This is a genomic window from Enterobacter sp. CRENT-193, assembly GCF_002787395.1.
Classification (GTDB): Bacteria; Pseudomonadota; Gammaproteobacteria; order Enterobacterales; family Enterobacteriaceae; genus Enterobacter; species Enterobacter hormaechei_C.
Genome location: NZ_CP024812.1, coordinates 217,969 through 231,617, shown reverse-complemented (window position 1 = coordinate 231,617; position 13,649 = coordinate 217,969). Strand labels below are relative to the sequence as shown.

Here is a 13,649-nt window from a genome sequence, read left to right as displayed (position 1 = left end):
TTGGGGAGAGGGTTAGGGTGAGGGGAAACAAACCGCACACACCCGAAGGAGCCACCATGCACACCCGTACCCTGCTTGTTGCTTCACTCTCTTTACTTGCTACCTCTGCTATTGCTCAAAACCAGTACGCCTGGGTGGGCACCTACAACCCCAACGGCGAAGGGCTGTACCGCTTTACCGTCGACCCGCAAACCGGTGCGCTGAACGATAAAACGCTGGTGAGCAAGCTGCCGAACGCCGCGCAGTTAACCGTCTCACACGACGGCAAAACGCTCTATCTGGCAAGCGAAGTGGAGCAGGGCGTGGTGCAGGCGCTGCGCATCGGCGATAACGGCACGCTGAGCGAGCTGAATCAGGTGGCCTCCGGCGGCGCGGGGCCGGTATATCTTTCCCTGACGCCGAACGGTAAACATCTGCTGGTGGCAAACTACATCAGCGGAACTGTCGCGGTGCTGCCCGTTAACGCAGACGGCAGACTGAGCGATGCTACGGACACCCATCAGGACAAAGGCGAACCGGGCGCGGCGAAGCCGAAAGCTGCCGTCGAGGGCAGTTTCGCCATCAGCGATCATAACGGCCCGCATGCGCACATGATCGCCGCCGATCCGAGCGGGAAATACGTTTTTTCCACCGATCTGGGGCTGGATCGCATCTATCAGTACCGTTTTGACGATCAAACCGGGAAGCTGACTCCGAACGATCCGCCGTTTATCAGCGCCTCCTCAAAAGGGGCCGGGCCGCGCCACTTCGTCTTTATGCCGAAAGGTGATGCCCTGTGGCTGATTAACGAAGAGGCATCTACGCTCACCCATTATGCGCTGGACAGTAATGGCAGGCTGAAAGAGGGTAAAACGGTTTCAGCCCTGCCGGACGGTTATAAAGGCACCAGTTTTGCTGCCGGGCTGGCGCTAAGTGCCGACGGGAAACAGCTGTATGTCGCTAACCGTTTGCATAACAGCATCGGGCACTTTACCGTAACGGCAGAGGGTACGCTGACGCATCAGGATGATGTCTGGACGCGCGGCGACTATCCGCGCACCCTGACGCTCGATAAGCAGGGTCGCTGGCTGTACGTCATGAACCAGCGCAGCGACAACATTACCCGTTTCCGCGTGGCACCGGACGGCAAGCTGAGCGCCGAGCCAGACTATACCCCGGTCGGCAGCCCATCTCAGATGGTCATTTCACCTTAAGCCGTAAGAGGACAACGACGTGCGATTTCCGAACCAACGTTTAGCGCAACTTTTCGATCTGTTGCAAAACGAGACGCTGCCGCAGGACGAGCTGGCGCAGCGGCTGTCGGTTTCCACGCGAACCGTCCGGGCGGATATCACCGCCCTGAACGCGCTGCTGGCCAGCCACGGCGCGCAGTTCATTTTGAGCCGGGGCAACGGCTATCAGCTCAAAATTAATGATGTGGCGCGCTATCAACAATTGCAGGCGTCCCACCCGCGCGCGCTGCGTATTCCGCGAACCGGACCTGAGCGCGTGCACTATCTGGAGGTGCGTTTTCTGACGTCAGCCTTTTCCATCAAGCTGGAGGATCTGGCCGATGAGTGGTTCGTCAGCCGGGCCACGTTGCAGAGCGACATGGTGGAAGTGCGCGAGTGGTTTCACCGTTACAACCTGACGCTGGAAACCCGCCCTCGCCACGGCATGAAGCTGTTTGGCAGCGAGATAGCGATACGCGCCTGCCTGACCGACCTCCTGTGGGAGCTGGCGCAGCAGGACAGCCTGAACCCGCTGGTGACCGACGTGGCGCTGAACGCGGGCGTGGCGGAAAAGATGGTGCCGGTGCTGCACGATGCGCTGACGCGCCATCACATTCGCCTGACCGACGAAGGCGAGCTGTTCCTGCGTCTGTACTGCGCGGTGTCGGTGCGGCGCATCAGCGAAGGGTATCCGCTGCCGGAATTCCACGCGGAAGACGTGGAAGAGAACGTGCATGAGGCGGCGAAAGATATCGTGGTGGCTATCCAGGAGCTGGCGGGCAAAGCGCTGTCGCCGTCAGAAGAGAGCTGGCTGTGCGTGCACATTGCGGCGCGGCAGATCCAGGAGATCGCCCCGAGCGCCATTAATGCTGACGACGACGAAGCCTTGGTCAACTACATTCTGCGCTACATCAACACCCACTATAACTACAACCTGTTGAGCGACGAGCAACTGCATGCAGATCTGCTCACGCACATCAAAACCATGATTACCCGCGTGCGGTATCAAATCATGATCCCCAATCCGTTGCTGGATAACATCAAGCAGCACTACCCGATGGCGTGGGATATGACCCTCGCGGCGGTGTCGAGCTGGGGAAAATACACCCCGTATGTGATCAGCGAAAACGAAATTGGTTTTCTGGTGCTGCATATCGGCGTCGGGCTGGAGCGCCACTACAACATCGGCTACCAGCGCCAGCCGCGGGTGCTGCTGGTATGCGACGCAGGTAACGCGATGGTGCGCATGATCGAGGCGGTACTTCAGCGTAAATACCCGCAGATTGAGGTGACGCGCACGCTCACCCTTCGCGAGTACGAGCTTGCCGATGCCATTGGCGAAGACTTTGTGATCTCCACCGCCCGTGTGAGCGAAAAATCCAAACCGGTGGTGATGATCGCCCCGTTCCCGACCGATTATCAGTTAGAGCAGATCGGCAAGCTGGTGCTGGTGGACCGCACCCGGCCGTGGATGCTGGAAAAATACTTCGACGCGGCCCATTTCCGCATTATCGACAAGCCTGTCGACCAGCAAACGCTGTTCCGCGAGCTGTGTGAACAGCTTGAAGCAGAGGGCTTTGTCGGTACGGAGTTTCTGGATTCGGTTATCGAGCGTGAAGCCATCGTCAGCACCATGCTCGGCGACGGCATTGCGCTGCCGCACTCCCTCGGCCTGCTGGCGCAAAAAACGGTGGTCTACACCGTGCTGGCGCCGCAGGGCATTCAGTGGGGAGATGAAACCGCCCATGTCATCTTCCTGCTCGCCATCAGCAAAAGCGAGTACGAAGAGGCAATGGCGATTTACGACATCTTTGTCACTTTCCTGCGTGAACGCGCGATGGCGCGCCTGTGCCAGTGCGAGAATTTTGCGGCGTTTAAGGCTGTGGCGATGGAGAGTTTGAGTCGGTTTTGACGTTCAGGCGGACAGAGGATATCCGCCTTAATTCAACGCAGATGATGCACAACCTGGTTGCTGCTGCCGCGCCAGATAAGCATAGGATCTTTTAGATCCTGCATGAACTTGCCGTCGACCAGGACGTTAATTAGATCCACCACTTCCATCTGCTGCGCATTCAGTTCATCCAGCTTATAGCCCGTCCAGACCCAGATGTCTTTTCCCGCGCACTCGTGGTGGATGCGTTTTACCAGCTTCAGGATCTCCGGCACGTTTTGCGGATGGAGCGGGTCGCCGCCGGAGAGCGAGATCCCCTGGCGTTTGATGCGCGTGTCGTTCAGGTCGTTGATGATGCGGTCTTCCATCTCAGCGGTAAACGGCATACCCGAGTTCAGGCGCCAGGTGCTTTTGTTGTAGCAGCCGGGGCACTCGTGAACGCAGCCTGATACAAACAGGGTACAGCGGGTGCCGGGGCCGTTGACGATGTCGACGGGGTAGTACTGGTGATAATTCATAGCGTTAACCTGATGCCCTCACCCCGGCCCTCTCCCACAGGGAGAGGGAGAAAACCGGTGGCCGGAATAACAATGTGCTCGATCGGTTCCCTCTCCCTTGAGGGAGAGGGGTAGGGTGGGGGGGACACCCTGCGCAGAACTTACCCGATCTGCCCATTCCCCAGATGTTTCACCCTGCGCTTCACCTCTTCCTGCTTACCGGCGTTAAACGGACGGGCATCCGGGCTGCCGAGGTAGCCGCACACGCGGCGGGTCACGGAGACGCGGGCTGCATCGTGGTTACCGCATTTCGGACAGGTGAAGCCTTTGCTGGTGCACTCGAACTCACCGGTAAAGCCGCACTCGTAGCACTCGTCAATTGGCGTGTTGGTTCCGTAGTACGGCACGTGCTGATAGCTGTAATCCCACACGTCTTCCAGCGCCTTCAGGTTGTGCTGAATGTTCGGGTACTCGCCATAGCAGATAAAACCGCCGTTCGCGATGGGCGGATAAGCCGCTTCGAAGTCGATCTTGTCGTACGGGTTCACCTTCTTCTCCACATCGAGGTGGAAGCTGTTGGTGTAGTAACCTTTGTCGGTCACGCCTTCCACGATGCCGAATTCGGCGGTGTCCAGACGGCAGAAGCGATCGCAGAGGTTTTCACTCGGCGTGCTGTACAGGCTGAAACCGTAACCAGTTTCCTCTTTCCACTGGTCTACCGCATCGCGCAGGCGCTGCACAATCGCGATACCCTTCTCACGCAGGGCGTCGTTGTCATAGATATGCTTGTCGCCAAACAGCGCGTTAATCGTTTCGTGAATGCCGATATAGCCAAGAGAGATCGACGCGCGACCGTTTTTGAAGATCTCCGACACATCATCGTCCGCTTTCAGGCGCACGCCGCAGGCTCCTTCCATATAGAGAATTGGCGCGACGCGGGCTTTCACCCCTTCAAGACGGGCGATGCGGGTCATCAGCGCCTTACGTGCCAGCTGTAAACGTTCATCCAGCAGTGTCCAGAAGGCCGCTTCATTCCCTTTGGCTTCCAGCGCGATGCGCGGCAGGTTCAGGCTGATGACGCCCAGGTTGTTGCGCCCGTCGTGGATCTGCTCGCCGTTCTCATCTTCGTACACGCCGAGGAAGCTGCGGCAGCCCATTGGCGTTTTAAACGAACCCGTGACTTTTACCACCTGGTCGTAGTTGAGGATATCCGGGTACATACGCTTGCTCGCGCACTCCAGCGCCAGCTGTTTGATGTCGTAGTTCGGATCGCCAAACTTGTGGTTCAGGCCGTCGCGAATGGCGAACACCAGTTTCGGGAACACCGCCGTTTTACGGTTTTTACCGAGGCCGGAGATACGGTTGCGCAGAATAGACTGCTGGATCAGGCGTGATTCCCAGCTGGTGCCGAGGCCAAACCCGAAGGTCACAAACGGCGTCTGGCCGTTGGCGGTATGCAGCGTGTTTACCTCATATTCCAGCGACTGGAAGGCGTCGTAGCACTCTTTCTCGGTGCGGGAACGGGCGTAACCGTCAGCATTCGGGATCTGCCACTCTTCCGCCGTTTTACGGTGTTTGTTGAAGCTCTCGGTCACGAACGGGGCCAGCACTTCATCAATGCGGTTAATGGTGGTGCCGCCATAGATGTGGCTCGCCACCTGGGCGATGATCTGCGCCGTGACCGCCGTCGCGGTGGAGATGGATTTCGGCGGCTCAATCTCGGCGTTACCCATTTTAAAACCGTGGGTCAGCATGCCTTTCAGGTCGATCAGCATGCAGTTAAACATCGGGAAGAACGGCGAGTAGTCGAGATCGTGATAGTGGATCTCACCGCGCTCGTGCGCCGAGACTACATCGCGCGGCAGCAGATGCTGACGGGCATAGTGCTTGGCGACGATACCGGCCAGCAGGTCGCGCTGGGTCGGGATCACTTTGCTGTCTTTATTGGCATTTTCATTGAGCAGCGACGAGTTGGTTTGCTCTACCAGGCCGCGGATCTCCTGGTTAAGGCGACCCCGTTTCTCACGCTGGACGTCACGGTCGTGACGATACTCAATGTAGGCGCGCGCCAGCTGCTTGTACGGACCAGACATCAGCTGGTTTTCAACCGCGGTCTGGATCTCGTTGATATCCACCTGGCTGCGTTCATGCATCTGGCTGCTAACGACTTCTGCGACGGTGGCGCAGTAATCTGCGTCATCGACTCCCGCTGCTTTAGCTGCACGCAGAATGGCTTCTTTGATGCGCTCTGATTTAAACGGCACTTTACAGCCATCACGTTTCATCACATGCGGTGTCATGATCACTCCATTTTAAAAACAGGTTATCCACAGAGGTGGAGAAGTATTCACCGGGCGTATTCCTCGCCGCGGCAAAGACTTCCCGCGTGCCCAGCCCGTGTTATCCACAATTCCGGCCAGCGTAAGCGCCGTCTTGTTGTTGGAATAGTAGACGATAAATACAAGATGTTGGGTCGGCGTGCATTTTAAGTGCTACATATAGTGATTTGCATCAAACATGTTTGCGATTTTTTTGATGCAGGACAAAGTAAAAAGACGAGAGTACAAACGGCGGGCGCTGGGGCAATTGTAAAGACGCGAAGGAAAAATCTGATTAATTATTCAACAAAAACAGCAAAGTAAGCCGGACACGGCATCGTGCCCGGCGGAGGAATTACTGCTTTAGCCACCACACGGCTTCAAACGGACGAAGCATTGAGGTTTGAGGGGCGGGGTAGTTGCTTATCACCACCTGCGACTCGCCGCTGAGAGCGTCCGCTTGCCATTCCTGAGGCAAATGGCTCAGGTTCGCCACCACCATCAGCGTTTGCCCCTGCCACTGGCGGCGATAACACCACAGGGAAGGGTGGTCAGGCAGGAGATCCTCATAATCCCCCCACGTCAGTACCGGCAGGGTTTTGCGCAGGCGAATCAGCGACTGGTAGGTGTAGAACACCGAATCGGGGTCGTCCAGCGCCGCGCGGACATTCACGGTTTCGTAGTTGTCGCAAACGCCAATCCACGGCTCGGCCTCGGTAAAGCCCGCATTATGCGAGGCGTCCCACTGCATCGGCGTGCGGCCATTATCGCGTGACTTACTCGCCAGAATCGCCAGTAGTTCATCGGTATCGCGTCCGTTAGCCCGCTGTTCGGCGAACATGTTCAGACTTTCCACGTCGCGGTAGTCGGTGATACGGCTGAAATGCGGGTTGGTCATACCCAGCTCTTCACCCTGGTAGATATACGGCGTGCCCTGCATCCCGTGCAGCACCATGCCGAGCATTTTCGCCGCCGCCACGCGGTGTTCCCCTTCGTCACCAAAGCGCGACACGATGCGCGGCTGGTCATGGTTACACCAGAACAGCGCGTTCCAGGCTTTGTTGTGCATCCCTTGCTGCCAGTGGCGGAAAAGGGTTTTCAGCGCCACGAAGTCCGGCTTTGCCTTCGTCCATTTTTCGCCGCCGGGGTAGTCCACCTTGAGGTGGTGGAAGTTAAAGGTCATCGACAGCTCGCGGCCATCAAGAGACGCATACTGCTGGCAGTTCTCCAGCGAGGTGGAGGACATCTCGCCCACCGTCATCAGGTTACGCGGGGTAAAGACGTCCCGGCTCATCTCCTGAAGATATTCGTGGATGCGCGGCCCGTCAGTGTAGAAGCGGCGACCGTCGCCGAGGGTATCGTCCGGGAAATCCTGATCTTTTGAAATCAGGTTAATCACGTCCAGACGCAAGCCGTCCACGCCGCGATCGGCCCAGAACTCGCACACTTTTTTCAGCTCGGCGCGCACCGCCGGGTTTTCCCAGTTGAGATCCGCCTGCTCCGGTGCGAACAGGTGCAGATAATACTGTTCGCTTTCGGCGTGCCAGCGCCAGGCGTTGCCGCCAAATTTGGAGCGCCAGTTGTTGGGAAGCGTATCCGGCGTACCGTCCCGCCAGATATAGAACTGGCGGTACGGACTCGCTTTATCCAGCGACTCGCGGAACCAGGCGTGCTGCGTGGACGTGTGGTTAAAGACCATATCCAGCACGATGCGGATGCCGCGTTCATGCGCCCGGGCAACCAGTTCGTCAAAGTCGTCCAGCGTGCCGTAGGTCGGGTCAATGGCAGTGTAGTTCGCCACGTCGTAACCGTTATCCACCTGCGGCGAGATATAAAACGGCGTCAGCCAGATAGCGTCAATGCCGAGGGTTTTCAGGTAGTCCAGGCGCTGCGTTACGCCGCGTAGATCGCCCGTGCCGCTGCCGGTGGTATCCAGGAAACTCTTTGGGTAAATCTGATAGATGACGCCGTTCTGCCACCAGTGAGGAAGGGTATTCATAGCGTGTTCCTGCAAATGCGAAGGGGCGCAACTGCGCCCCGAAAGAGAGAATTAAACAATCTGCAACGTGCCCTGACGGAACTTACGCTGATAAACCACGGTAGTCAGCGCCATTGGGATGATAATCGCCACCGCCATCGCCAGCGCAAATACCTGCCAGAAAGCGGGCTGAATGGAGAGGATACCCGGCAGGCCGCCGACGCCAATCCCGTTTGCCATCACGCCGTTCAGGCCGCACAGCAAGCCCGCCAGACCGGAGCCGATCATCGCGCAAAGCATCGGGAAGCGGTATTTAAGGTTGATACCGTACATCGCCGGTTCAGTGACGCCGAGGTAAGCGGAGATGGCAGCCGGAACGGAGATCTCACGCTCGTTGTGCTTACGGCTGACGATGATGATGCCGGTTACCGCCGAGGCCTGCGCAATGTTAGACAGGGCGATGATCGGCCAGACAGGCGTACCGCCGAGGCTCTGGATCATTTGCATATCGATCGCCAGCGTGGTCTGGTGCACGCCGGTGATCACCAGCGGAGCGTAGAGGAAGCCAAACAGCGCGGCACCGATTGGCGCGAAGCTGCCGGTCATCAGGTGACGGACCGCGAAGGCCACGCCGTCGCCAATCATGCGGCCAAACGGACCGATAAAGGCATGCGCCAGGAACACCGCCAGGATCAGCGAGCAGACCGGGACCACCACCAGATAGAGGTAATCCGGCACGATGCGCTTCAGGCGCGTCTCAATAAAGCCCAGCGCCAGACCCGCCAGCAATGCCGGGATCACCTGCGCCTGATAGCCCACTTTGGCGATGGTAAACAGGCCGAAGTTCCACACCTCTGGCGTTTGCTGACCAAGTAAGTAAGCGTTCATTAACTGCGGAGAGACCAGCGTCACGCCGAGCACGATACCGAGAATTGGCGTTCCGCCCATCTTGCGCACCGCGGACCAGCAGATCCCGACCGGCAGATAGAAGAAGATCGCTTCGCCAATCAGCCACAGGAAGTCATAGATACTTTGCAGCGCCGGGTACATCTGCGCCAGGGTTTTGCCGTCGCTCATTGGCACATCGCCGATGACGTTACGGAAGCCCAGAATTAAGCCCCCGCTGATCAGCGCTGGCAGCAGCGGGAAGAAGATCTCCGCAAAATGGGAAATCAGCTGCTCATGCCATTTCATATTCTGACGCGCGGCCTTCTTCGCCTGCTCTTTATCTGCGGAAGAGTGCCCGGTAGTCGCCAGCAGAGCCTGATAGTAATCGCCCACTTCGGTACCAATCACCACCTGGAACTGCCCGGCATTGGTGAAGCAGCCTTTAACCATGGAAAGCTCTTCAATGGCCTTCGGGTTGGCTTTGGCCGGATCGTTCAGCACGAAGCGCAGGCGGGTAATGCAATGGCTGACGGTGGCGATGTTGTCGCGTCCGCCGACCAGGACGATCAGCTGATCGATATCTGTTTGTTTGACTTTACTCATCATGAAACCTCATGACAGATGGTGATAGGGGTTATGACCTGTGCGCAAGCCTACTCCTTCAACGTGACGGCGAAAATGGGAACGTTCCCGAAATCGGGCGAAGATCACAATAATCTATTCAAAAGAATTATGAGAGATGGGCTGGGATAACGATCTGACGGGGCTCGGTACGCCCGGTAATTTGCTCGATCAGCTGCGCGGCAGCCTGCCGGCCAGATTCGGCGTAACCCGGATCAACACTGATAATCTCCGGGTGTAAGAACTTCATCAGCGGCGTGCTTCCCACGCTCGCTAATTGCAGCTCCCCGATGCGCTGCTCCTGCAAATATTTGCTCGCACCCAATGCAAGGGTATCCGTGGCGCATACCAGGGCGGTGGTTTGTGGCGTCAGCACGCTGGAGACCTGTTCATATCCCTGTTTCATACCCAGACCAGGCAGCGCGGCCACGGCGGGGAGATTGTGTTTTTTACAAAACGCCAGGTACGCTTCATGGCGACGCTTGCCGGTGGTGATGTCGGCATGCGGCACGCCGAGATAGCTAATATGCCGATGGCCCTGTTCATACAGGCGCTGCATCAGGATCACGATCGCCCCTTCGTCATCGTAACAGACAGAGGCAAACCCGCTCGCGTCGCGCGCCAGCAGCACCAGTGACGGCTGCCAGGGTTTAAGCACGTCCTCTTTTAGGCCGGTAAATCCGAACAGCACCACCCCATCAATATTACGGCGCTGAAGCATACCGAGATGCTCCTCCACCATTTGCGCGGAGAACTTGCTCTCCATCATGATCGGATCGTAGCCCTGCTCGTAGAACGCGGGCAGCATCGTCTGTACGGCGAGGTTTTCGGAGAGGGAATCCAGACGCGAGACGATAATGGCGACCACTTTATCGCTCTGCCCGCGCATGGCGCGCGCGGAGCGGGAAGGGGAAAAACCGTGCTGATTCATCACCGCCTCGACGCGCTCGCGTGTGCGCTCGCTGACACCGCTTTCGTTGTTCAGCACGCGTGAGACAGTCGATTTCCCCACGCCGCTTAAACGCGCGATGTCTTTAATCGTAAGGCGGTTCTGCATGCTGTATTCCCTGTAACAACGATAAAATAATCAATTGAGCCTAATGCTATCCTGCGAATTCGCTATGGGCAAAGTCTGGTTTACGTTCGGTTTATTTGCAGGGCGTTATAATACCGCCCGATTAGTCACAAACGGTATGGATAAATCTCTATACTGCGCGCCGATACCCAACTTTTTACTTACCGGAGGCCACATGGATCCCGATCCCACACCTCTCCTGACCCGGAGAAAACCTTCTTACCGGTAAGCCAGCTTTTTGCTGTCTCACCGGCGTGAGGCAGCAACGTTCATACGTTCCTGCTTGATAAATTAAGTGCCTGACAGGTACGGCTTTGCCACGCCTGCGGGAAAGACTGCGTCCGCCTTTGCGGATGCGGGGGAATGACTATGCTGAAAAATATCACCCGGCAGCTGCAAGCGCTGCTGAGCCGTCACCTGCCACATCGCCTGATTGCGCGCGATCCGCTGCCAAATGCCAACACCATGGCGGGAGCGGCAATCCCCGCTTCCCTGACCGAGCGCTGCCTGAACGTGGCGGCGATGGATGAAAACGAAGTCTGGCGCGCCTTTGGCGGCCACCCGGAAGGGCTGAACGCGCAAGAAGTGTCAAAAATCCGCGCGGAACATGGCGATAACCAGATCCCGGCGCAGAAACCCTCTCCCTGGTGGGTCCACCTGTGGCTCTGCTACCGCAATCCGTTCAACCTGCTGCTGACGGTGCTCGGGATTATCTCTTACGCCACTGAAGATCTGTTTGCCGCAGGCGTGATTGCCCTGATGGTAGGGATCTCCACGCTGCTGAACTTTATTCAGGAAGCGCGCTCCACCAAAGCGGCGGATGCGCTGAAAGCGATGGTCAGCAACACCGCCACCGTGTCGCGCGTGATTAACGACCTCGGCGAAAACGCCTGGATTGAGCTTCCCATTGACCAGCTGGTGCCGGGCGATCTGGTGAAGCTGGCGGCGGGGGACATGATCCCGGCGGATTTACGTATCATCCAGGCGCGGGATCTGTTTGTCGCGCAGGCGTCACTCACCGGTGAATCCCTGCCCGTAGAGAAGGTGGCGCGGACCCGCGATCCGCAGCAGATGAACCCGCTGGAGTGCGACACCCTGTGCTTTATGGGCACCACGGTGGTTAGTGGCACCGCGCAGGCGATTGTCACCGCCACCGGCGGCAATACATGGTTTGGACAGCTTGCCGGACGCGTCAGCGAGCAGGAGAGCGAGCCGAATGCGTTCCAGAAAGGCATTGGCCGCGTCAGCATGCTGCTGATCCGCTTTATGATGGTCATGACGCCGATTGTCCTGCTGATCAACGGCTACACCAAAGGCGACTGGTGGGAAGCGGCGTTGTTCGCGCTCTCCGTGGCTGTGGGCTTAACGCCGGAAATGCTGCCGATGATTGTCACCTCCACGCTGGCGCGCGGGGCGGTCAAACTCTCTAAACAAAAGGTGATTGTTAAACACCTCGACGCCATCCAGAACTTTGGCGCGATGGACATTCTTTGCACCGATAAAACCGGCACCCTGACCCAGGACAAAATCGTGCTGGAGAACCACACCGATATCGCCGGAAAGACCAGCGAACGGGTGCTGTACAGCGCGTGGCTGAACAGCCACTACCAGACCGGGCTGAAAAACCTGCTCGACGTGGCGGTGCTGGAAGGTGTGGATGAAGAGTCTGCCCGCATGCTCTCCGGGCGCTGGCAGAAGGTGGACGAAATTCCGTTCGACTTTGAACGACGCCGCATGTCGGTGGTGGTCAGCGAGCAGCCGGACGTGCATCAGCTGATCTGCAAAGGGGCATTGCAGGAGATCCTGAATGTTTCCACGCAGGTGCGCCATAACGGCGAGATCGTGCCGCTGGATGAGACCATGCTGCGCCGCATCAAACGCGTCACCGATAACCTGAACCGCCAGGGGCTGCGCGTGGTGGCGGTAGCCAGCAAGTTCCTGCCCGCGCGGGAAGGGGACTACCAGCGTATCGATGAATCTGATTTGATCCTCGAGGGGTACATCGCATTCCTCGATCCGCCGAAAGAGACCACCGCACCTGCGCTGAAAGCGCTGAAAGCGAGCGGTATCACCGTCAAAATTCTCACCGGCGACAGCGAGCTGGTGGCGGCAAAAGTGTGCGCCGAAGTGGGGCTGGACGCAGGCGACGTGGTGGTGGGGAGCGACATCGAAACGCTTTCTGACGACGAACTGGCGCAGCTTGCCCAGCGCACCACGCTGTTTGCCCGCCTGACGCCGATGCACAAAGAACGCATCGTAACGCTGCTGCGTCGTGAAGGGCACGTGGTGGGCTTTATGGGCGACGGCATCAACGATGCGCCGGCCCTGCGTGCGGCGGATATCGGTATCTCCGTAGACGGCGCGGTGGATATTGCCCGCGAAGCAGCGGATATCATTCTGCTGGAAAAGAGCCTGATGGTGCTGGAGGAGGGCGTCATCGAAGGGCGTCGCACCTTCGCCAATATGCTCAAATACATCAAAATGACCGCCAGCTCGAACTTCGGCAACGTCTTCAGCGTGCTGGTGGCGAGCGCGTTTCTGCCGTTTCTGCCGATGCTGCCGCTGCATCTGCTGATCCAGAACCTGATGTACGATGTCTCTCAGGTCGCCATCCCGTTTGATAACGTCGACGACGAGCAGATCCAGAAGCCGCAGCGCTGGAACCCCGCCGATCTGGGGCGCTTTATGCTGTTCTTTGGGCCGATCAGCTCCATCTTCGACATTCTGACCTTCTGCCTGATGTGGTTTGTGTTCCACGCCAACACCCCGGAACACCAGACGCTGTTCCAGTCCGGCTGGTTCGTGGTGGGGCTGCTGTCCCAGACGCTGATTGTGCACATGATCCGCACCCGCCGCATTCCGTTTATCCAGAGCCGTGCCGCGTGGCCGCTGATTGTGATGACGGGCATTGTGATGGCGCTCGGGATCGCGCTGCCGTTCTCGCCGATGGCAAGCTACCTGCAACTCCAGGCGCTACCGCTGAGCTACTTCCCATGGCTGGTGGCGATCCTCGCGGGTTACATGGTGCTGACGCAGATGGTGAAGGGGTTCTATAGCCGTCGGTATGGGTGGCAGTAACGGCAAGCCCGGTGGCGCTGCGCTTACCGGGCCTACGATCCGAACGTAGGCCGGGTAAGGCGAAGCCGCCACCCGGCAGCTGGCTTTCCTCC

The 13,649-nt window shown here is 58.2% G+C and carries 8 protein-coding genes; 3 read left to right on the top strand and 5 right to left on the bottom strand.

From position 1 onward, the window contains the following. The first annotated feature begins 56 nt into the window (after positions 1-56). Positions 57-1,193, top strand: coding sequence for a lactonase family protein (locus tag CU081_RS01135; protein WP_022650285.1), 1,137 nt, complete (start codon positions 57-59; stop codon positions 1,191-1,193). Between the two features lie 19 nt (positions 1,194-1,212). Then, complete coding sequence (locus tag CU081_RS01130; RefSeq protein ID WP_022650286.1) at positions 1,213-3,123, top strand: BglG family transcription antiterminator; 1,911 nt, start codon at positions 1,213-1,215, stop codon at positions 3,121-3,123. Between the two features lie 32 nt (positions 3,124-3,155). Here the strand turns inward: CU081_RS01130 and nrdG are convergent, their stop codons facing one another. From nrdG to treR, 5 genes are all read right to left on the bottom strand, one after another. Continuing rightward, complete coding sequence (gene nrdG / locus CU081_RS01125) at positions 3,156-3,620, bottom strand: anaerobic ribonucleoside-triphosphate reductase-activating protein (protein ID WP_003856093.1); 465 nt, start codon at positions 3,618-3,620, stop codon at positions 3,156-3,158. Positions 3,621-3,760: 140 nt separating this feature from the next. Continuing rightward, on the bottom strand, positions 3,761-5,899 hold the full coding sequence (nrdD, locus tag CU081_RS01120; protein ID WP_003863406.1) for an anaerobic ribonucleoside-triphosphate reductase: 2,139 nt from the start codon (positions 5,897-5,899) through the stop codon (positions 3,761-3,763). A 373-nt stretch (positions 5,900-6,272) separates the two neighbouring features. Then, positions 6,273-7,916 (bottom strand): alpha,alpha-phosphotrehalase, encoded by a 1,644-nt coding sequence (gene treC / locus CU081_RS01115; RefSeq protein ID WP_022650287.1) that lies wholly within the window; start codon positions 7,914-7,916, stop codon positions 6,273-6,275. A gap of 51 nt (positions 7,917-7,967) precedes the next feature. Continuing rightward, the gene (treB, locus tag CU081_RS01110) at positions 7,968-9,386 is read right to left on the bottom strand and encodes a PTS trehalose transporter subunit IIBC (protein WP_003863402.1); all 1,419 of its coding nucleotides are present in this window, start codon (positions 9,384-9,386) and stop codon (positions 7,968-7,970) included. 127 nt (positions 9,387-9,513) lie between these two features. Next, on the bottom strand, positions 9,514-10,461 hold the full coding sequence (gene treR, locus CU081_RS01105) for a trehalose operon repressor TreR (RefSeq protein WP_022650288.1): 948 nt from the start codon (positions 10,459-10,461) through the stop codon (positions 9,514-9,516). A 387-nt stretch (positions 10,462-10,848) separates the two neighbouring features. Between treR and mgtA the strand changes: the two genes are divergently transcribed. Beyond that, entirely contained in the window at positions 10,849-13,557 is a 2,709-nt protein-coding gene (mgtA, locus tag CU081_RS01100; protein ID WP_022650289.1) for a magnesium-translocating P-type ATPase, read from the top strand. The last annotated feature ends 92 nt before the right edge of the window (positions 13,558-13,649 follow it).